Source organism: Sinisalibacter lacisalsi (assembly GCF_014640115.1).
Classification (GTDB): Bacteria; Pseudomonadota; Alphaproteobacteria; order Rhodobacterales; family Rhodobacteraceae; genus Sinisalibacter; species Sinisalibacter lacisalsi.
On the sequence record NZ_BMGI01000003.1, the window covers coordinates 68,593 to 87,882 of the forward strand.

Annotated in this window: 18 protein-coding genes; 11 read left to right on the forward strand and 7 right to left on the reverse strand. The window is 66.3% G+C overall.

Annotation, left to right across the window (positions count from 1 at the left end; genetic code table 11):
* The first annotated feature begins 10 nt into the window (after positions 1 to 10).
* Positions 11 to 661: a DUF938 domain-containing protein gene (locus IEW01_RS09905; protein ID WP_229738186.1), complete on the forward strand. Its 651-nt coding sequence runs from the start codon at positions 11 to 13 to the stop codon at positions 659 to 661.
* Positions 662 to 736: 75 nt separating this feature from the next.
* Here the strand turns inward: IEW01_RS09905 and IEW01_RS09910 are convergent, their stop codons facing one another.
* Positions 737 to 1,282 carry a tetratricopeptide repeat protein gene (locus IEW01_RS09910; RefSeq protein WP_229738187.1) on the reverse strand — a complete coding sequence of 182 codons (546 nt, stop codon included), beginning with the start codon at positions 1,280 to 1,282 and terminating at the stop codon, positions 737 to 739.
* Between the two features lie 95 nt (positions 1,283 to 1,377).
* Here IEW01_RS09910 and IEW01_RS09915 point away from each other — a divergent pair, with 95 nt between their 5' ends.
* Positions 1,378 to 2,124, forward strand: coding sequence for a rhomboid family intramembrane serine protease (locus IEW01_RS09915; RefSeq protein ID WP_188527479.1), 747 nt, complete (start codon positions 1,378 to 1,380; stop codon positions 2,122 to 2,124).
* A 72-nt stretch (positions 2,125 to 2,196) separates the two neighbouring features.
* Here the strand turns inward: IEW01_RS09915 and IEW01_RS09920 are convergent, their stop codons facing one another.
* The 3 genes from IEW01_RS09920 to IEW01_RS09930 form a co-directional block, all read right to left on the reverse strand.
* Positions 2,197 to 2,397 (reverse strand): hypothetical protein, encoded by a 201-nt coding sequence (locus tag IEW01_RS09920; protein WP_188527480.1) that lies wholly within the window; start codon positions 2,395 to 2,397, stop codon positions 2,197 to 2,199.
* Between the two features lie 116 nt (positions 2,398 to 2,513).
* Positions 2,514 to 3,305, reverse strand: coding sequence for an inositol monophosphatase family protein (locus IEW01_RS09925; protein ID WP_229738188.1), 792 nt, complete (start codon positions 3,303 to 3,305; stop codon positions 2,514 to 2,516).
* A gap of 134 nt (positions 3,306 to 3,439) precedes the next feature.
* The gene (locus tag IEW01_RS09930; RefSeq protein ID WP_188527481.1) at positions 3,440 to 4,345 is read right to left on the reverse strand and encodes a LysR family transcriptional regulator; all 906 of its coding nucleotides are present in this window, start codon (positions 4,343 to 4,345) and stop codon (positions 3,440 to 3,442) included.
* A gap of 92 nt (positions 4,346 to 4,437) precedes the next feature.
* Between IEW01_RS09930 and metF the strand changes: the two genes are divergently transcribed.
* From metF to phoB, 9 genes are all read left to right on the forward strand, one after another.
* Positions 4,438 to 5,304, forward strand: coding sequence for a methylenetetrahydrofolate reductase [NAD(P)H] (gene metF / locus IEW01_RS09935; RefSeq protein ID WP_188527482.1), 867 nt, complete (start codon positions 4,438 to 4,440; stop codon positions 5,302 to 5,304).
* A 336-nt stretch (positions 5,305 to 5,640) separates the two neighbouring features.
* Complete coding sequence (locus tag IEW01_RS09940; protein ID WP_188527483.1) at positions 5,641 to 6,267, forward strand: ATP-dependent Clp protease proteolytic subunit; 627 nt, start codon at positions 5,641 to 5,643, stop codon at positions 6,265 to 6,267.
* Between the two features lie 134 nt (positions 6,268 to 6,401).
* On the forward strand, positions 6,402 to 7,673 hold the full coding sequence (gene clpX / locus IEW01_RS09945; protein ID WP_188527484.1) for an ATP-dependent Clp protease ATP-binding subunit ClpX: 1,272 nt from the start codon (positions 6,402 to 6,404) through the stop codon (positions 7,671 to 7,673).
* 409 nt (positions 7,674 to 8,082) lie between these two features.
* Positions 8,083 to 9,120 carry a substrate-binding domain-containing protein gene (locus tag IEW01_RS09950; protein ID WP_188527485.1) on the forward strand — a complete coding sequence of 346 codons (1,038 nt, stop codon included), beginning with the start codon at positions 8,083 to 8,085 and terminating at the stop codon, positions 9,118 to 9,120.
* 69 nt (positions 9,121 to 9,189) lie between these two features.
* The gene (gene pstC / locus IEW01_RS09955) at positions 9,190 to 10,566 is read left to right on the forward strand and encodes a phosphate ABC transporter permease subunit PstC (protein ID WP_188527486.1); all 1,377 of its coding nucleotides are present in this window, start codon (positions 9,190 to 9,192) and stop codon (positions 10,564 to 10,566) included.
* Between the two features lie 12 nt (positions 10,567 to 10,578).
* Positions 10,579 to 11,883, forward strand: a complete 1,305-nt coding sequence (pstA, locus tag IEW01_RS09960) for a phosphate ABC transporter permease PstA (protein ID WP_188527487.1) — start codon at positions 10,579 to 10,581, stop codon at positions 11,881 to 11,883.
* A 16-nt stretch (positions 11,884 to 11,899) separates the two neighbouring features.
* Positions 11,900 to 12,697 (forward strand): phosphate ABC transporter ATP-binding protein PstB, encoded by a 798-nt coding sequence (pstB, locus tag IEW01_RS09965; protein WP_188527488.1) that lies wholly within the window; start codon positions 11,900 to 11,902, stop codon positions 12,695 to 12,697.
* A 22-nt stretch (positions 12,698 to 12,719) separates the two neighbouring features.
* Positions 12,720 to 13,448: a phosphate signaling complex protein PhoU gene (gene phoU, locus IEW01_RS09970; RefSeq protein ID WP_188527489.1), complete on the forward strand. Its 729-nt coding sequence runs from the start codon at positions 12,720 to 12,722 to the stop codon at positions 13,446 to 13,448.
* The gene (phoB, locus tag IEW01_RS09975) at positions 13,445 to 14,134 is read left to right on the forward strand and encodes a phosphate regulon transcriptional regulator PhoB (protein ID WP_188527490.1); all 690 of its coding nucleotides are present in this window, start codon (positions 13,445 to 13,447) and stop codon (positions 14,132 to 14,134) included. The genes phoU and phoB overlap by 4 nt, the downstream gene beginning before the upstream one ends.
* An 80-nt stretch (positions 14,135 to 14,214) precedes the next feature.
* Here phoB and IEW01_RS09980 read toward each other — a convergent pair whose 3' ends face one another.
* The 3 genes from IEW01_RS09980 to IEW01_RS09990 form a co-directional block, all read right to left on the reverse strand.
* Positions 14,215 to 15,231 (reverse strand): coiled-coil domain-containing protein, encoded by a 1,017-nt coding sequence (locus tag IEW01_RS09980; protein WP_188527491.1) that lies wholly within the window; start codon positions 15,229 to 15,231, stop codon positions 14,215 to 14,217.
* A 204-nt stretch (positions 15,232 to 15,435) separates the two neighbouring features.
* The gene (locus IEW01_RS09985) at positions 15,436 to 17,019 is read right to left on the reverse strand and encodes a glycosyltransferase family 4 protein (protein WP_188527492.1); all 1,584 of its coding nucleotides are present in this window, start codon (positions 17,017 to 17,019) and stop codon (positions 15,436 to 15,438) included.
* Positions 17,016 to 19,229, reverse strand: a complete 2,214-nt coding sequence (locus IEW01_RS09990; protein ID WP_188527493.1) for a heparinase II/III domain-containing protein — start codon at positions 19,227 to 19,229, stop codon at positions 17,016 to 17,018. Before IEW01_RS09990 ends, IEW01_RS09985 begins: the two co-directional genes overlap by 4 nt.
* Positions 19,230 to 19,290 lie beyond the last annotated feature (61 nt).

A 19,290-nucleotide genomic window follows, 5' to 3' on the forward strand; every position in this document is an offset into this window, starting at 1 on the left:
ACCTGCCGAAATGACTCGCAAAGGTGACATGACGCAGACGCATAGCAACGCCGACAGCCTGGCCGACGGTCGGCTTTCGGCGCCCGCCGCGGTGCGCAACGCCCCGGCCATCGTCGCGGCGCTGGCCGGCTGGCTGCCGGAACGCGGCCGCGCCCTCGAGATCGCCGCCGGAACCGGCGAGCACGCCGTCGCGCTGGCGGGCGGCAATCCGGGGCTGGACTGGCATCCAACCGATATCGACCCCCTCCGGCTCGCCAGCATCGATGCCTGGCGCGCCGCCGAAGGGGTGAGCAACATGCGGGTCGCAACCCTGCTCGACGCCACCGGGCCGGATTGGCGGGTGGACCCTGTCGCGGTGGTCTATCTGGCCAACCTCATGCACCTGGTGCCGGAAGCGGCGGCGGCCAACGTGATCCGCGGCGCGGCGCGCGCGCTCGCGCCCGGCGGGCGGTTCTGCCTCTACGGACCGTTTCGCGCCGGCGGCAGGTTCCGCTCGGAGGGCGACGCCAGCTTCCACGCCCGGCTCACCGCCTCCGATCCCGCGATCGGCTACAAGGATGTCGAGTGGGTCGACGCGGTGGCGGCGGAGGCCGGGCTCGACCGGCTTGACCTGATCGAGATGCCGGCGAACAACCTGATCTTCGTTTTTGAACGCGCCTGACCCCGGTTCAGCCGGCGATGGCAAGGCTTGGCCCCTGCGGCACCCGTCGGGGCGAGGCGGGCCGCGCCGCCCGGTTCAGCGCGGCGCCCCGGCGGGCGGGTCGAGCAGGCCGCGTTCGGGCAGCCAGGGATGCAGCGCCACGGCTTCGCGCAGCACGGCGTCGCCTTCCTCGTCGCGGCCCATGCGCATCAGCGTGAGCCCCTTGCCGGAGAGTGCGGCGACGTGCCGGGGGTTGAGCGCGAGGGCGCGGTCGAGATCGGCGAGCGCGGCGGCGTAGTCTTCCTGCAGGAAGCGGACATAGGCGCGCTGGTTCCAGCCCTCGGCCCAGTGCGGGCAGTGTTCCACCAAAGCGTCGAGGCCGCGAAGCGCCCCGTCGTAATCGGCGATGGCGATGCGTTCGAGCGCGATGTCGAGCAACTCGCCCGACCAGGTATCGGGCGCGGCGCTCCACAATGCCCGCATGTCGTAGAAGGCGTCGCGCCCGGCCATGTAGGTTTCGGCCGCCTGCGCATCGGCGATCAGGGCGTCGAGAGCGGCGGTAATGTCGGGCGCGGGCGGGCAGGTATTGCCCTGCGCGGGCAGGGCGAGGAGGACGAGGGCCGAGGTGAAGAACATGCGCATGAAGCAACGGTTGCCGCCGCGCCCCGCGCCGTCAAGTCAACTGCGTGCGAGGCGTGGCGCTTGACGGCGCGCGGCGGCTGGTGTGACCTCGCCCCATGTTCCCGATCCGCGATCATAACCCTTCCGAACGGTTTCCCATCGTCACCTGGGCGCTGATCGCGGCCAACGTGGTGATCTTCCTCAGCTACCTGCCGCTTTTCGGCGATGAGCGGGCGTTGGCGATTCTGTTCTGGGAATGGGGCATGGTGCCGGCCAAGCTGGTGAGCGGCACCGGGTATCATGGCCTGCTGACCGCGATGTTCCTGCACGGCAGCCTGCTTCACCTCGGCGGCAACATGCTGTTTTTGTGGATTTTCGGCGACAACCTCGAAGATCGGCTCGGCCACGCGGGCTTTCTTGCCTTCTACCTCGCCACCGGCATCGGCGCGGCGCTGCTGCAGTTCGCCGCGGCGCCGACGAGCCCGGTGCCGATGGTGGGCGCCTCGGGCGCGATCGCGGGGGTGATGGGCGGTTACCTGCTTCTCTTCCCGCGCGCCCGCGTCGACGTGCTCCTGATCCTCATCGTCTACTTCAGGGTTTTCGCGGTGCCGGCCTGGCTGATGCTCGGGCTGTGGTTCACGATCCAGCTGGTCAGCGGCTTCGGTAATCCCGCCGATGGCGGCGTGGCCTACTGGGCTCACGCCGGGGGATTCGCCCTCGGCCTCGCCGCGATCCTGCCCTACTGGATCCGGGCGGGCGGGCCGCGGTTCTGGGCCCGGACGGAGGGACATCCCGATCATCCGGAGGCGCGCTACCGGCTGGTGGAGAGCTCGGTGCCGAAAGTGCGGCGGCGGAAGCGGTAGCCTCGGCGATGCAGGGCTTCGCCGGAGAAGCCTCGGCCCGGGGCGGAGACCGCTACCTCGGGGCCGATCGGATCATTCCGGGACGACCTCGACCCCTTCGAGGTAGTTGACGATGGCATCGGCAACCTCGGGCACCGAAGAGGTGACATAGAACGCCGATGCCGCGCCCAGCAGCAGGATCGCGGCGGTGAGCACCACCCAGTCAACGGTGACGGCACCCTGCTCGTCTTCGGCGAATTTCGCCGGACAGGTGATGAAATGCGGGTACGACATGAGGAACCCAATCCTGTGATTTCGACCTTGATTTGCCAGGATGAATGGCAAATCCGGCAGGATTGCGGTTTTCGTGCGCAGATTTCTTGAAACCGTGTCGAAACGACGCGGCGCCCTCATTCCCCCCGGATCACCGCGGCGAACTTGTCGAAGATCACCTCGTTGGCGCCGATCAGCTCGCCGGCGGCGAGGATGTCGTCGCCCTTGTCGATCGGTTCCACCAGCCCGCCGGCCTCGCGCAGGATGACGAGGCCCGCGGCGATGTCCCACGCGTTCAGGCGGCGCTCCCAGAAACCGTCGTAGCGGCCGGCGGCGACGTAGGCGAGATCGAGCGCGGCGGCCCCCCAGCGGCGCACCCCGGCGCAGGTGGGCAGCAGCCGGGCGAGATCCTGCAGGGTCTCGGGCAGATCGGCGCGGCCACCGAAGGGCAGGCCGGTGGCGAAGATCGACTCGATCATCCGCGCGCGGCCCGAAACCCTCAGGCGGGTTTCGTTCATGAAGGCGCCGCCGCCCTTCTCGGCAAAGAACATCTCGTCCTTCGCCGGATCGAAGACCACGCCGGCGACGATCTCGCCCTTGTGTTCGAGGGCGATCGACACCGCCCAGTGCGGGAGGCCGTGCAGGAAGTTGGTGGTGCCGTCGAGCGGGTCGACGATCCAGCGCCGGGTCGGGTCCTTGCCGTCTTCGCCGCCGCCCTCCTCGCCGAGCCAGCCGTAGTTCGGTCGTGCTGCGGTGAGCTCGTTCTTGATGATCTCCTCGGCGGCGATATCGGCCTTGGAGACGAAGTCGCCCGCGCCCTTCATCGAGACCTGCAGGTTCTCGACCTCGCGGAAATCCTTCACCAGGCTGCGGCCGGCCTTGCGCGCGGCCTTGATCATCACGTTGAGGTTGGCACTGCCTTGCTGCATGGGGCGCTCCTGTCTGTTGCCGGCGCTATACGCTCGGGCGCGCGCCTTGCCAAGGCGGGGGAACGGTTTCTTTGCAGAAACCGCTCCGGAATCCGTACGGATTCCGTGCCGAAATCCGTACGGATTTCGCCCCCCTATCCCCGCTGCAGCTTCACCGGTTCGGTGCGCGCGAGGCGGATCATGTGGGCGATGTAGGGGCGGGTGGCGTCTTCTTCGCGCACGGCGGCATACATCCGCTTCGAAAGCCCGGCCCGGGTGATCCGTTTCACCACGTAGTCGGGCCGGGCGCGCACGTCGCGCAAGACCCAGTCGGGCAGCACCGTCACGCCGCGCCCGGCCGCGACCAGCATCAGGATCACCTCGGTGAGTTCCACCGGCCGCATGCCGCGGGGTTCGACGCGCGCGGGGGTGAGCAACTGGGTGAAGATGTCGAGCTTGCCGCGTTCGACCGGGTAGTGCAGCAGGGTTTCCGCTTCGAAATCCGCCGCCTCGATGAAGGGTTTGTCGGCCAGCCGGTGACCGCGCGGGCAGACGAACATCGGCTCGTAATCGAACAGCGGCTGGAAGGTGATGCCGGGCAGCGCGACCGGGTCGGAGGAGATGACGAAATCCACCTCCTCGCGCCTCAGCGCCTCGATCGCGTCGAAGGCGAGGCGCATGCGGATATCGACATCGACATCCGGCCAGGCCGATCGCAGCCCGTCGAGCACAGGGAAAAGCCAGTCGAAACAGGCGTGGCATTCGATGGCGATGTGCAGCCGCCCCGAGCGGCCCGCCTGCATCGAGCGGAATTCTTCCTCGACGGCGGCGATCTCGGGCAGGATGTGTTCGGCCAGCCGCAGCAGTTTGAGCCCGGCGGGGCTGAGCTTCATCGGTTTTGAGCGGCGTTGGAACAATTCCATGCCGACCTGCTCCTCCAGCGCCTTGACCTGGTGGGAGAGCGCCGATTGGGTGATATGCAGCATGTCGGCGGCGCGCGCGAGGCCGCCCGCTTCGTGGATCGCGCGGATGGTGCGCAGGTGCCGGAATTCGAGATACATGAGCAGCCTTCATGATCTTTCTGAGATTTATGAATTTGTCTCACAAGCCCGCGCCGGATACAAGGCCAGCAACCCAAGATGTGGAGCCCGCCATGCCGACCCCGCGTATCTCGTTCGAATTCTTCCCGCCCAAGAACATCTCGGGCGCCTTTCGCCTGTCCGACACCGTGCGCGACCTGGCGCCGCTCGATCCGAGCTTCGTCTCGGTCACCTATGGCGCCGGCGGCACCACCCGGGCACTCACCCACGACGCGGTGACGACGATTCACAACCGCTACGGCCTCAACGTCGCCGCGCACCTGACCTGTGTTGATGCCAGCCGCGCCGAGACGCTGGAGATCGCGCAAGCCTATGCCGAGGCGGGAATCACCGAGATCGTGGCCCTGCGCGGCGACCCGCCGAAGGGGCAGGGCGGCTTCACGCCGCACCCGGAGGGCTTTGCCAATTCGGTCGAATTGATCGAGGCGCTGGCCGAAACCGGCAAGTTCAACATCCGCGTGGGCGCCTATCCCGATCCGCATCCGGAAGCCGCGAACGACAGCGCCGACGTGGACTGGCTAAAGCGCAAGATCGACGCGGGCGCCTCTTCCGCGATTACCCAGTTCTTCTTCGAGGCCGAAACCTTCTTCCGCTTCCGCGACAAGTGCGAAAAGGCGGGCATCGACGCCCCGATCATCCCCGGCGTCCTGCCGATCGAGAGCTGGGGCGGGGTGAAGAAGTTCGCCACGAGCTGCGGCGCGCAGGTGCCCGGCTGGCTCGACGATGCCTTCGAGAAGGCGGTGCGCGACGGGCGCGAGGACTTGCTCTCGGTCGCGGTGGCGGCCGAATTGTGCTCCGACCTGATCGACGGCGGCGTGGAAGACCTGCATTTCTACACCCTCAACAAGCCCCACCTCACCCGCGACATCGCCCACGCGCTGGGCGTGGTGCCGCGCGTCGCGCTGCAAAAGGTCGCCTGAGGCGAGGGCCGGCCCCACTGGGCGATGCCGGGCCGCAACCCGGCAGGGCGAAGAGCGACGCGGCCACGACCCGCCGCGTGCCGAGGTTTTCCCGACGGGATCGGGGACACAGGCGCCAGCCGGGACAGCGTGCGTGACACCGCCACCGTTTCCCTTGCCATCCTCGCGCCGCGTCCGGCTCCCCGGCGGCGCCTGATCAACCAGAAGTTAACCTCTGCCGTGCGACGGATGAGGCCGGTTGGTCTTTGTGGCCTTGAAGCCCCCGGTACGCACCATTAGGATTCAACCAAGCCCGGGGAGGATGGCCCGGTTGACCGAGAGCAAAGGCAAGCAAGCATGCACGATCCCCTAGAGACCTACATGAACACCCTCGTGCCGATGGTGGTGGAGCAAACGAGCCGCGGCGAGCGGGCCTACGATATCTTCTCGCGCCTGCTCAAGGAGCGCATCATCTTTCTCAACGGCCCGGTGCACGATGGCATGTCGAGCCTGATCTGCGCGCAGCTTCTTTTCCTCGAGGCCGAGAACCCCTCGAAAGAGATCGCGATGTATATCAACTCGCCCGGCGGGGTGGTCACCTCGGGCCTGTCGATCTACGACACGATGCAATACATCCGGCCGAAGGTGTCGACGCTGGTGATCGGCCAGGCGGCCTCGATGGGCTCGCTCCTGCTCACCGCCGGCGAGAAGGGCATGCGCTTCTCGCTGCCCAACAGCCGGATCATGGTGCACCAGCCTTCCGGCGGCTACCAGGGCCAGGCGACCGACATCATGATCCACGCCCAGGAAACCCAGAAGCTCAAGGACCGGCTGAACGCGATCTACGTCAAGCACACCGGCAACAAGCTCAAGGATGTCGAAGCGGCGCTCGAGCGTGACAAGTTCATGGATCCCGAACAGGCCAAGGACTGGGGCCTGATCGACGAGATCCTCGAGGCGCGTCCGAAGCCGGAAGAAAGCTGACCTGTTGCCCCCCGGTCATAGGGGGGCAATTTGACATTGTGCGGCTGTACCCCCTGTCCTAAGGTCCGGGGCGGGGCAAAATGGTCCATCGGGGCCGATCACGAACGGGGCATTGGCCTCAGGGAAGCGACGAGATGGCGAACAACTCCTCAGGTGGAGACAGCAAGAACACCCTCTATTGCTCGTTCTGCGGCAAGAGCCAGCACGAGGTGCGAAAGCTGATCGCGGGGCCGACGGTGTTCATCTGCGACGAATGCGTCGAGCTGTGCATGGACATCATCCGCGAGGAAACCAAGGGCTCCGGCCTCAAGTCGACCGACGGCGTCCCGGCGCCGCAGGAAATCTGCGACGTGCTCGATGATTACGTGATCGGCCAGGCCCGCGCCAAGCGGGTGCTGTCGGTCGCAGTGCACAACCATTACAAGCGGCTCAATCACGCCGCCACCAGTGCCGACGAGATCGAGCTTTCGAAGTCCAACATCCTGCTCATCGGCCCCACCGGCTCGGGCAAGACGCTGCTGGCCCAAACGCTCGCGCGCATTCTCGACGTGCCCTTCACCATGGCCGATGCCACCACGCTGACCGAGGCGGGCTATGTCGGGGAAGATGTGGAAAACATCATCCTCAAGCTGCTTCAGGCCAGCGAATACAACGTCGAGCGCGCCCAGCGCGGCATCGTCTACATCGACGAGGTCGACAAGATCACCCGCAAGTCGGACAACCCCTCGATCACCCGCGACGTGTCGGGCGAGGGCGTGCAGCAGGCGCTGCTCAAGATCATGGAGGGCACCGTGGCCTCCGTGCCGCCGCAGGGCGGCAGAAAGCATCCGCAGCAGGAATTTCTGCAGGTGGACACCACCAACATTCTCTTCGTTTGCGGCGGCGCCTTCGCCGGGCTCGACAAGATCATCTCGCAACGCGGCAAGGGCTCGGCGATCGGGTTCGGCGCCGAGGTCAAGGATGAAGACAAGCGCGGCGTCGGCGAGGTGTTCCAGGATCTCGAACCGGAAGATCTTCTGAAATTCGGCCTGATCCCCGAATTCGTCGGCCGCCTGCCGGTGATCGCAACGCTGGAAGACCTCGATGAAGAGGCGCTGGTGACGATCCTGACCCGGCCCAAGAACGCGCTGGTGAAGCAATACCAGCGCCTGTTCGAGCTGGAAAACGCGCGGCTCACCTTTACCGACGATGCGCTGATCGCCATCGCCAAGCGCGCGATTGCCCGCAAGACGGGTGCCCGCGGCCTGCGCTCGATCATGGAAGACATCCTGCTCGACACCATGTTCGAACTGCCTTCGATGGAAAATGTCGACGAGGTCGTGGTGAACGAGGAGGCGGCAACCTCCGCCGCCAAGCCGCTGATGATCTACGCCGACGCCAAGGAAGGCAAGACGACGGCAAGCTGAGGCCCGGCCCGATCACCCTGCGCACCCACCGCGATATTGCGGGGGTGCGGCCCTCCGAATCCCTGTCATCGCCCCCGCCGGATGAGCCGTCCGCAGCGGTCCGACCTGTCTCCGTGCCGGTCAAACGCCTTCCGGCCCCCGATGGGCGGGGCCTGAACCCGCGCGATCGGCCTGCCCGACGCGGCGCGTTCGGCGTGCTCCCGGTTGCGTCAATGCCGATCCGCGCGTCGGAGCGAGGGCGAGACCTGTGCGGGATCCCGCCGAGGCGCCGCGGGCAACGAACGGACTTTGCCAACGGTGGCGTTTGTCATATAACTGTCATAAAACTTTTGCATATAGATTACAGAATCTCTTTACGCGTCACGACGAGGCCGAAAGAGCCGGCCTGCATCGAAACCTAGGAGTGACCATGTCTTTCACCAAGCTTTCCACCTCGGCCCTTGCCATCCTCGCGATCTCCGCGACGGCCGCAGCGGCCCGTGACGAAATCCGTCGCGTTGGCTCGTCGACGGTGTTCCCCTACACCCAGGCCGTCGCCGAGCAATTCGCCAACAAAACCTCCTTCCCCTCGCCGATCGTCGAATCGACCGGCACCGGCGGCGGCATGCAGATTTTCTGCGGCGGCATCGGCGAAGACTTCGCCGACATCACCGGCGCCTCGCGCGCGATGAAAGCCTCGGAATACGAACTGTGCGTTTCCAACGGCGTCACCGACATCACCGAAGCCCAGATCGGCTCCGATGGCCTGTCGATGGCAATCTCGCGTGACAACGATTTCGACTGGGATCTTTCGCTGGCCGAGATCTACCTCGCGCTTGGCGCCCAGGTTCCGGTTGACGGCGAGTGGGCCGACAACCCCTACACCAGCTGGGCGCAGATCGACGCCCGCCTGCCCGACGTTGCCATCGAGGTGCTTGGCCCGCCGCCGACCTCGGGCACCCGCGACGCCTTCGTGGAACTCGCGATGAACGTCGGTTGTGAAGAGCTCGACTTCGTCAAGGACGGCGGCTTCGACGGTGACTGGGTTGAAGAGAACTGCTCGCGCATGCGCACCGACGGGCCCTTCATCGAAGCCGGCGAAAACGACAACCTGATCGTTCAGCGCCTGCAGTCGGACCCGAACGCGATGGGCATCTTCGGCTATTCCTTCGTGTTCGAGAACCTCGACACGCTGAAGGCGGTCAAGATCGACGGCGTCGAGCCGGAAATGGACACCATCGCCGATGGCTCCTACCCGGTGTCGCGTCCGCTGTTCTTCTACATCAAGAACGCCCACCGCGGCGTGATCCCGGGCTTCGAGGAGTTCCTCGAAGAGTACATGTCCGAGGACGCGCTGGCCCCCGGCGGCTACCTCTCCGAGCGCGGTCTGGTTGCGCTGAGCGATGAGCGCCGCGACGAACTGCGCGAGCGTGTGGCGAACTCCGTCAACATGCCCGCCAAACAGTAAGGCAGACCTGCCTTTCCGACCGCCCGGCACCAGCCGGGCGGTCATCCTTGTCTCTGTAGGTCGATCCACATGACACTTGCGCCCTTCGTGATCCTGCTGCTTGCGGCCATCGTCGGCTACGCGATCAACGTCAAGTCAGCCCGGGCGATCCGCCAGGGCGGCACGCGCCTTCACTCTTTGTCAAGTTTCCACGGGCTGTATTCGCTGCTGCTCGTGATCGTGCCGGTCCTGACGCTCGTGCTGCTGTGGCTGGCCGTGGAGGGTGCGGTGATCAACCGGATCCTGATGGCCTCGCTGCCCCCGGGGGTGCTCGAGGAGCTGGGATCGGGGCAGGTGCAACTGATCGGCGCCGAGATCCGCTCGATCGCCGGCGGCCGGATCTTCGGCACGCCCGAGGAGTGGAAGCTGGAGGCCGCCGACCGCTTGATCAACTACCGCGAGAACGCCGCCTGGCTGCTCGTGGCCGTGGTCTCGGTTCTGTCGCTTGCCATCGTCGTTTTCGCCCGCAGCCGGGTTGCGGCCGAGTTTCGCGCCCGCCAGCGGGTCGAACGGATCGTCTCCGGCCTGATGATCTTCTGCGCGGTGGTGGCGATCTTCACCACCGTCGGCATCGTCTCGGCGCTGACCTTCGAGACCATCAAATTCTTCCAGATGGTCCCGATCACCGAATTCCTGTTCGGCACCAGCTGGGAGCCGCAGATCCCGATCCGCGAAGACCAGATCGCGGCCGAGGGCGCATTCGGCGCCGTGCCGGTGTTTCTCGGCACCATCGTCATCGCCACCGTCGCGCTGTTCATCGCCGTGCCGGTGGGGTTGATGACCGCGATCTACCTCAACGAATTCGCCTCGCGCCAGTTCCGCGCATCGGTCAAGCCGGTGCTGGAGATCCTCGCCGGCGTGCCCACCGTCGTCTACGGCTTCTTCGCGATCCTCACCGTGGCCCCGGCGATCCGCCAATTCGGGCAGAGCCTGGGGCTGGAGGTCGCCTCCAACACCGCGCTCGCCGCTGGCGGGGTCATGGGGATCATGCTGATCCCGTTCATTTCCTCCTTTGCCGAAGACGCGCTTTCGGCAGTGCCGCGCTCCTTGCGCGACGGGGCGCTGGCCCTGGGCGCGACCCGGGCCGAGATGATGCTGAACGTACTCTTCCCGGCGGCCATCCCCGGCATCGTCGGCGGCATCCTGCTGGCCGTCAGCCGCGCCATCGGCGAAACCATGATCGTGGTCATGGCCGCCGGCCTGATCGCCCGGATGACGATCAACCCGCTCGACAGCGTGACCGCCGTCACCGTGCAGATCGTCACCCTGCTGATCGGCGATACCGCGTTCGACAACCCGAAGACGCTCGCCGCCTTCGCGCTGGGGATGATGCTGTTCCTGGTGACGCTGGTGATCAACGTGTTCGCCTTGCGGATCGTCCGCAAATACCGTGAAATCTACGACTAGGGCTCGCCAGACATGACCGATATCACGCCAGACAACGTCAACGCGGGCCAGACGAACTCCACGGCCGAGGCCGTGCGGCGGAGCCTTTCGCGGCGCAATCGCAAACAGGTCATCCTGCAGGGGCTCGGGATCGCCGCGATCGTCTTCGCGTTGTCGATGCTGCTGATCCTCGTGGGCACGCTCGTGAGCACCGGCTTCCAGGCCTTCACCCAGACCCACGTCGAAATCGAGGTCTTCGTCGATCCCCAGGAGATCAAGTCGGAAAACCTCCCGCGGGGCGGTTTCAACAACGTTCTGGCGACTTCGATGGGGCAATACTTCCCCGATGTCGACCTGTCCGATCGCGCAGCGAGCCGCGAGATCACCTCGATCCTGTCGAATGGCGCGCAGTTCAAGTTGCGCGACATGGTGGTCGCCGATCCCGATTTGATCGGGCAGACCATAAAGCTCAAGGTGCCCACCTCGGACCCTTACGACCAGCTCAACAAGGGCCTGATCAAGCGCGACACGGCAGAACAGAACCGCCGGGTCGACGATGCCGCGATTGAAAAGTTCGACCGGCTGGACGAGCTCGGGCTGGTGTCGAAGCCGCTCAACACCGCTTTGATCACCAACGCGGACTCGCGCTTCCCCGAGCTTGCCGGCTTGAAGGGGGCGCTGATCGGCTCGTTCTGGGCGCTGCTCACCTGTTTCGTGATCTCTTTCCCGCTCGGGATCGGCGCCGCGATCTACCTCGAGGAATTCGCGCCGAAGAACAGGATCAGCGATTTCATCGAGATCAACATCAACAATCTCGCGGCGGTGCCCTCGGTGGTGTTCGGCCTGCTGGCGCTGGCGGTGTTCATCGGCTGGTTCGGCCTGCCGCGCTCGGCCCCGCTCGTCGGCGGCATGACGCTGGCCCTGATGACCCTGCCGACGATCATCATCGCCACCCGCGCGGCGCTGAAGGCGGTGCCGCCCTCGATCCGCGAAGCGGCGCTCGGGGTGGGGGCCTCGAAACACCAGGTGGTGTTCCAGCACGTGCTGCCGCTGGCGATGCCGGGCATCCTGACCGGCACGATCATCGGCCTGGCCCAGGCGCTCGGCGAAACCGCGCCGCTGCTGCTGATCGGCATGAACGCCTTCATCACCTCGGCGCCGACGAGCCCCTTCGACAGCGCCACAGCGCTGCCCACCCAGATTTTCATCTGGGCCGACAGCCCCGAACGCGGCTTCGTATCGCGCACCTCGGCTGCCATTCTCGTGCTGCTCGGCTTCCTGATCACGATGAACGCCATCGCGATCTACCTGCGCCAGCGCCTTCACAAACAATGGTAAGAGGCAGGGCAAACCCATGAAAGACAACCTGGAAGGACGCAAGCTCGTGAACCAGATGGACGTGAAAATCGAGACCCGCGACGTGCAGGTCTTTTACGGCGACACCCACGCGATCAAGGACGTGAGCGTCGATATCCTTGACAAGACGGTGACCTCCTTCATCGGTCCCTCGGGGTGTGGCAAGTCCACCTTCCTGCGCTGCATCAACCGGATGAACGACACCATCCCGAGCGCCCGCGTCGAGGGCACGTTGCTGCTCGATGGCGAGGACATCTATCATTCCGGGATCGACCCGGTGCAACTGCGCGCCAAGGTGGGGATGGTGTTCCAGAAGCCCAACCCATTCCCGAAATCCATCTACGACAACGTCGCCTATGGCCCGCGCATCCACGGGCTCGCCTCGACGAAGGCCGATCTCGATGTCATCGTCGAGAACTCCCTGCGTCGCGCGGCGCTCTGGGACGAGGCCAAGGATCGCCTTCTGGAGCCCGGCACCGGGCTGTCGGGCGGCCAGCAGCAGCGCCTCTGCATTGCCCGTGCCGTCGCCACCGAACCCGAGGTTCTCTTGATGGACGAACCCTGTTCGGCGCTCGACCCGATCGCCACCGCGCAGGTCGAGGAACTGATCGACGAGCTCAAGCAGAACTTCTCGGTGGTGATCGTCACCCACTCGATGCAGCAGGCCGCGCGGGTGAGCCAGAAGACGGCCTTCTTCCACCTAGGTTATCTCGTCGAATACGGCGATACCGACACGATCTTCACCAACCCCGTCGACCCGCGCACCGAAAGCTACATCACCGGCCGTATCGGCTGAGGGGCAGGGAGGCCCAGAAGACATGACCGACCATCATCACATCGCGTCCGCCTTCGACCGCGATCTCGAAGCCATCCAGGCCCTGCTCATGAAAATGGGCGGCCTCGTCGAGGAAAGCATCCGCCAGAGCGCCAAGGCGCTCAAGGCGCGTGACCTCGAGCTTGCCGATACAGTCCGCAAAGGCGACAAGCAGATCGACGAGCTCGACGAGCAGATCAATCTCGAGTGCGCCCGCGTTCTTGCGCTGCGCCAGCCGGCGGCCTCCGATCTGCGCACGGTGCTCACCGTGATGCGGATTTCGACCAACCTGGAGCGGATCGGCGATTACGCCAAGAACATCGCCAAGCGCACCGAGGTGCTCTCGCAACTGCCCGCCATCGAAGGGGCGTCGGGGGCCGTCAAGCGCATGGCGAAGGAGGTGCAGCACATGCTCTCCGACTCGCTCGACGCCTATATCCGGCGCGATGCGCCGCTGGCCGAGGAGGTCCGCCATCGTGACCTCGAGGTCGACCAGATGTATAACGCGCTGTTCCGCGAATTCCTGACCTTCATGATGGAAGACCCGCGCAACATCTCGGCCTGCATGCACCTGCATTTCATCGCCAAGAACATCGAGCGCGCGGGCGACCACGTCACCTCGATCGCCGATCAGGTCGTCTACCTGGCCACCGGCGAAATGCCCGACGAGGCCCGTCCCAAGGGCAACGGCGCGCCCTACGATCTGAACACCTTCCAGGAGTCGGACGAGTGACAGCCGAAAAACCCTGTGTTCTGCTCGTGGAAGACGAGCCGGCGCAGCGTGAGATTCTGCGCTATAACCTGACTTCCGAAGGCTATGACGTGACCATTGCCGAGAACGGCGATGACGCCCTTCTGCTTGCCGAAGAGGTGAAGCCCGATCTTGTGCTGCTGGACTGGATGCTGCCGGGCGTGAGCGGCATCGAGGTTCTGCGCCGGTTGAAATCCCGCCGGACCAGCAGCGAGATCCCGATCATCATGCTCTCCGCGCGGTCGGAAGAGGTCGATCGTGTGCGCGGGCTCGAAACCGGGGCCGACGATTACATGATCAAGCCCTATTCGGTCTCGGAACTGATGGCGCGGATTCGCACCCAGCTGCGGCGAACCCGGCCGGTTTCGGTGGGCGAACGGCTGGAATTCAACGACATCCTTCTGGACGGCGAAACCCACCGCGTTACCCGTGGCGGGGCCGAGGTTCGGCTCGGGCCGACCGAGTTTCGCCTGCTCGCCACGTTGATGGAAAAGCCGGGCCGGGTGTGGAGCCGCGAACAATTGCTCGACCGCGTCTGGGGCCGCGATATCTATGTCGACACCCGCACCGTCGACGTGCACATCGGCCGCCTGCGCAAGGCGCTGGGGCGCGACGGCGGGACCGACCCGATCCGGACGGTGCGCGGCGCGGGATACGCCCTGGGGTAGGCCGGCCCGCCGGGTGGGGCGATGCGGGCCGTCGCCGGCGCGGTCCCGCCAAGCGGCAGCCTTCGGAACCGCGCGCGGCTTCAGCGGCGCCGGAGCAGGCGCATCAGCCGCCGCAGTGGCGCGGTGATCTTCCACGAGGTGCTGGCGACGATCTGATCGCGCCGGGCCTTCACGTTGCGAAGCTGCTTTTCAAGCTGTTTCACCCGGTTTTCGAGGGCCTCGCCCTTGTCGGTGGTCTGCTGTGTCGCGCCCAGAATCGCGTCCGTTTCCTCGTTGAAGGCCCGGCTCAAGACAGCAATGTCTTCAATCCGCGCCTCGTGCTGCGCCCGCGCCTCTTCGAGCGCCCGCTGCGCGGTGCGAAGTTCCTTTTCCAGGCGTTGAACGCGCTGGCCGGCGGCGATCGACTGTCCGAGCCGCTGCAATGCCCGGCGGGTCTGGCGCCACGCCGGATCATCGGGCTGCTGCGCGGCACTGCTCAGGATGGCGCTTTCCGGCGTACCGAGCAGGACGAGGTCCATCCCTGGCACCTCCTGACCCGGCGGATCCAACGTCACAACCTGAAGCCGCTCGCCCAGCAGGCGCATCACCCCGGCGCGGGTTTCGCGCTCCATCCCGTCCGCACAGAACAGGATCGCCGCCGAAGCCGACAGGCGGGGCATAAGTTCACGTTCGAGCGCGGCGAGGTCTTCCGCGCGGGCTTCCCGCGCGACGACGAGGAGATCGACCTTCGCATCCCCCGGCAGGGCAGACGGCTCGAAACCACCGGGCACGAGGGTGGAAAAGGCGGCGTAGTGCTCGTCGTGCAGGGCGTGGAGTTCGGCGGGGCGCGCGGCCGTGCCGCCGTCGAAGGCAAGGCAGAGCGGGTCGGCGACGAGCCCCTCCATGGCCTGGCAGAGAGCGAGATAGGCGACGCCATCGCCAAGACCGAGTTGAACCGTCCGGCGCGGCCGGATCGTCTCCACGAGCCAGAACAGGAAGGGAATATGCCCAAGCAGGGGCGAGGGGGCGGCATGCACCGGCTTCCAGAAGGCGGCGGCGCCGAGCTGCGGGGCGGGCAGGCTGGCCGCGCCGACGGCGGGCTTGGAGAGGTCAGGCAAGGCGGGCTCCTGAATTCGGCGTTGCCACCGGGTTTCGCTGCATGTGCCTTTCGCCATGTGCGTTTCGGGCCGAGGGGCCTTGCCCGGGCCGCGTCGCGAACGGGGGTTGGGGTGGGACACGTTCAGGCTGCGTTAGGAAACTTCTACTCGCCGCGAAGAAGGGGGGCAAGCGCCGCCGTGTCCTCTCATTTTGGCAAGGCGCGGTCACGCCGCACCTCCCGGCATGACTTCGCAAAGCGCCTTGTGGGCCAGCCCTGCAACCGTAGCCCAGCTGCGTTCCGCGATAACCCAGTGCCGCGCCCGTTCTCCCAGTTCGTGCCGCAGAGCGGGATCGTCCAGCAGGGCTTCCAACACTCGCGCGAGCGCTTCGGCGTCATCGGCCGGGAAAACCATGCCGGTTCGGCCGTGTTCGACAATGCCGGTCAGGGCCGCGAGATCGGAGACCACCACCGCCCGCGCCGCCGACATCGCCTCGAGAGGTTTGATCGGCGAAACCAGCCTGGTGACCGATGCCGCCTTGCGGGGGATCGGCGCGATATCTATCAGCGAATAGACGTCCGGGGCCTCTTCCGCAGGCACGCGGCCCGGCAGGATCAGCCGGTCCCGGAGGCCGGCGTCTCTGGCTTGCTGGATGAGGGCGTCGCGCAGATCGGTCTTTCCCTGAGGCTCGTCGCCAACGAGCAGCAGGCGAAAATCGCGCCCCCGCCGCACCAGCGTGGCGCAGGCCGCAACCAGAACGTCCAGCCCCTCGTAGCCGACGAATGATCCTACATATCCGATCACCGGCACCCCGTCGGGCAGGCCGAACCGCCGGGAAAGCTTGGCCGATCGCGGGCGCGGCGCGAAGCGATCGGGGTCGGCGCCGTTGGGCAGGAGCCGAATGCGATCGGGCCGGACGCCGCGCGCCATGAGTTCGTCGCGCATCGGTGCGGTCAAGGTGAGAACGAGATCGGCCTGGGACGCGATCCGCGATTCCAGCGCGCGGGCATTCGCGAAGGCCTCGCTCTTCGCCCAGAGCGGTTCCCTGGCCACGCGCGACAGCTCCCAGAAGCCCCGCACGTCGTAGACGAAGGGCAGGCCCAGTTGCCGCGCCGCCATGAAGGCTGGCAGGGCATTGGCATAATTCGAGGCGGCCATCACCACGCGTGGCCTGATCCGTCTGAACCGGGAGAGCAATTCGGCCGTCGAGGCCTGAAAAGCGGCAAGGTCGTTCCGAGCGGGATGATCGGGCCCGCCGCAGCGATGATAGGTGATCGGGCCGACCGGCTTGGGGCCGGGAGGGGCATCGGCGCCGGCGGTCTTCGGAAAGCCGGGACGGGTCAGGCAATGGAGATCGAGCCCGCGATGGCCCAGGGCCGTCGCGAGGTAGTGCGTGCGCATGGCATACCCCGAGGGACTCTGGGGCAGGCTCAGGGCGAGCACGTAACAGACATCTGCGCCCGGGTTGCCCTGCGGTTCCGTATGGTCGCGGGGAAGGTGGCGGAGCCACGCATCGAAAAGCTCGGGCGCCATCGGGCGCCGCGTGGTGCTTTGCGCCAGCGTTTCCCAGGCTTCCGTGAGCCTGCTTGCCTTCTGGTCGGACTCGTCGTTGGCGATCAGCTCGAGCGCCAGCAGAGCGACGGCGGTATCGCCCCGACCCGCGGCATCGCCGACGAAGCCCGACAGTCGGTCCGGCCCGCCGGGCTTGCGCAGCACGTGGTCCAGCAGGGTTTCTGCCGAGGTCGGCCTCTGGAGACGGTGCAGTTTCATCGCCGCGTCAAGCAGCGCATCGTGATTGTCCGGCGTCATGAACCCGTGTGCCCCTTGCCTCGCACCTCGGCTTCGATGGCCTGCAGGCGCCAGTCGATCCGGTCGGCCTCGGCGGCGGTTATCTCGATCGTGGTGATCGGCGCAGATTGCAGAAACCCCTGGCCGGCGATGCCGCGCACCGGGTGCTCCTCCTGCCCGTGCCACAGGCGCGCGGCACTTCCTTCGGGCAAGGTCAGGCGCAGGATTAGCGGGCTGGCCGGGTGGCTCAGATCAAGCCCGCGCTCGTGGCGGTCCACCTCCACCCCTTCGCCGCAATGCAGCATCAGCCGCGCACCGCCCGGCGTGCCCACGGCCTCGTTCCATTCCAGCCGGTCGGAGATTTCGAGGTCGAGCGCATGTTTGCTGCCGGTGATGGATCGCCGGAACCGGAGCGAGGCAACCGCCCGGTGTTCGCCGGAAAAGCGAAACCCGTCCGCGTTCTGCTCGCCGAGCAGCGATGCAAGACCGGGGACGATATCATAGTGCGCCCCGGGCATGACGAAGGCGTTGTGCGCGTCCGGCCCGCGCAGATAGGCCGGCATCGGGTTTTCGTATTCGTGGGAATGGAAGCTCGGATCGACCAGCCATTCGACGCCATCGAGATAGAGCGTGAAGGAAAGGTTGTCCGCGTGCTTGTGGGTGGACGCCCGCGACGTTGCGAAGAAAGCCAGCATGAAGGGCCGGCCCTCGTGATTGGCCCTCGCCACCGCGTAACCCGCCCGAGGCAGGATCGCCACCTCGGGCGCGGCGTAGGGGCGGCGACCCGTCGGATCTCCTTCTTGGCGGTTGGCGAGGCGAAACGTGTCGCCTTGCCCCGGGGTGCGTTTGCCATCCGGGTAGCGCATCAGCTGCGAAAACGCCGCCAGACCTTCGGAAAACGCGGCAATCTCCGTCTCGCGCCCGCTCAGCTCGGCGAAGGTGCCGATGTTGGCGACGAGCCGCGCGATCCCGAGGTGGTAGCCGATCGAATTCTCGGCAAACACCGCGAAGCGGCCATCACGCACGATCAGCTTTTCGAACTGATCGGTGATCCGGGCCAGCGCGGTGTCGATCCAGTGATCGGCGCAGGCCCAGCCGGGAAAGGCGAGGCCGATGGTCATCAGGGCAAGATCCTGGAACCACGCGTGGTTATGGTAACGCACCGGCTGGTGACCGGCATAGAAGATTTCGGAGGCCAGCAATTGCCCGTGACGGTGGATCGCGCGGCGCAGGCGGGCCATGATCCGGGCATCGAACCCATGTTTCTGCCCCTGCGCATAGAGCATGATGAGGGCGAAGACACGCTCGGCAACGCCGTGATCGTACCAGGCGTATTTGACGTTGGGATCGGGCTTGTCGTAGCTGCGCGCAAGCCAGTCCGAGACCACACCACGCGCCGCCATCAGCGGCGCCACCGCGCCGGTGTCCTGCGCCAGAAGGATCAGCAGCACCGCCGGGTGCAGCGAATGCCAGGAATACTGGAACGTCCCGTTCTCGCCGAGCCTTGGCGGGCGCGCCGCGTCGGTGGGCCAGTCGAGCAGCGCGTTACCGGCGAGCGGGCATTTTCCTTCGGTCATGAACGCGCGCGCGAGGCGGTCGTAATCGGGAAAATAGGCTTTCTGATAGTCGCAAAGCGCTTCTTGCACGGCCCCCGGCACCGGAAAGTCGGGCCCGAAGACGGCCTCGGGATCCTCGGCCTCGCGCCAGAGCCAGACCTCGCCGAGATCGCAGCCGGCATCCGGGCCGGGCACCCCCTTGATATAGAATCTCACGTCGGTGACGCGGCGATCCTCGTGGCGCGACCAGCCGTTGCGCCAACCCCATGCCAGATCCCGAAAGCCGAGCGCGAGATCGAACCATGCGCCCTGCACGGGATGCGTGGCCTTGGCGTGGTGATACGTGCCGTCCTCGGTATGCCCGATCGCGATGTAGGATATCTTGTCCCATCCGCGCAGGCGCAGCCGCATGCCCACCCCGCTCACAACGGGGCCTTCGGGCACGCCGTAGCGCACCTGCTCGCTGATCGCCTCGCCCTCGCCCGACGCGCCGAAATGCACCCGAACATGGCCCCCGGCGTCCGAGGCCACACCGCGCCCGCAGGTCACGCGCGCCAGGTCGAGGCGGTCTGAATCCGCCGCCCCGGTCCGGCCGTGGCGCGACAGCCACAAGAGATCGCGGTCGGTCAACGCGGCGACGGGGCGCAGGAGGGCGGTCATCTGTAATTCGGCCATGCGGACCCTTCTGCACCAGGCGGTTGCTGCGCCGGCGAATACGCGCGCGCTCGATCTGGAT

Excerpts from the sequence above, each read along its gene's own strand:
- IEW01_RS09905 (WP_229738186.1), top strand. The coding sequence starts at position 11 with ATGACTCGCAAAGGTGACATGACGCAGACGCATAGCAACGCCGACAGC.
- IEW01_RS09910 (WP_229738187.1), bottom strand. The coding sequence starts at position 1,282 with ATGCGCATGTTCTTCACCTCGGCCCTCGTCCTCCTCGCCCTGCCCGCG.
- IEW01_RS09915 (WP_188527479.1), top strand. The coding sequence starts at position 1,378 with ATGTTCCCGATCCGCGATCATAACCCTTCCGAACGGTTTCCCATCGTC.
- IEW01_RS09920 (WP_188527480.1), bottom strand. The coding sequence starts at position 2,397 with ATGTCGTACCCGCATTTCATCACCTGTCCGGCGAAATTCGCCGAAGAC.
- IEW01_RS09925 (WP_229738188.1), bottom strand. The coding sequence starts at position 3,305 with ATGCAGCAAGGCAGTGCCAACCTCAACGTGATGATCAAGGCCGCGCGC.
- IEW01_RS09930 (WP_188527481.1), bottom strand. The coding sequence starts at position 4,345 with ATGTATCTCGAATTCCGGCACCTGCGCACCATCCGCGCGATCCACGAA.
- metF (WP_188527482.1), top strand. The coding sequence starts at position 4,438 with ATGCCGACCCCGCGTATCTCGTTCGAATTCTTCCCGCCCAAGAACATC.
- IEW01_RS09940 (WP_188527483.1), top strand. The coding sequence starts at position 5,641 with ATGCACGATCCCCTAGAGACCTACATGAACACCCTCGTGCCGATGGTG.
- clpX (WP_188527484.1), top strand. The coding sequence starts at position 6,402 with ATGGCGAACAACTCCTCAGGTGGAGACAGCAAGAACACCCTCTATTGC.
- IEW01_RS09950 (WP_188527485.1), top strand. The coding sequence starts at position 8,083 with ATGTCTTTCACCAAGCTTTCCACCTCGGCCCTTGCCATCCTCGCGATC.
- pstC (WP_188527486.1), top strand. The coding sequence starts at position 9,190 with ATGACACTTGCGCCCTTCGTGATCCTGCTGCTTGCGGCCATCGTCGGC.
- pstA (WP_188527487.1), top strand. The coding sequence starts at position 10,579 with ATGACCGATATCACGCCAGACAACGTCAACGCGGGCCAGACGAACTCC.
- pstB (WP_188527488.1), top strand. The coding sequence starts at position 11,900 with ATGAAAGACAACCTGGAAGGACGCAAGCTCGTGAACCAGATGGACGTG.
- phoU (WP_188527489.1), top strand. The coding sequence starts at position 12,720 with ATGACCGACCATCATCACATCGCGTCCGCCTTCGACCGCGATCTCGAA.
- IEW01_RS09985 (WP_188527492.1), bottom strand. The coding sequence starts at position 17,019 with ATGACGCCGGACAATCACGATGCGCTGCTTGACGCGGCGATGAAACTG.
- IEW01_RS09990 (WP_188527493.1), bottom strand. The coding sequence starts at position 19,229 with ATGGCCGAATTACAGATGACCGCCCTCCTGCGCCCCGTCGCCGCGTTG.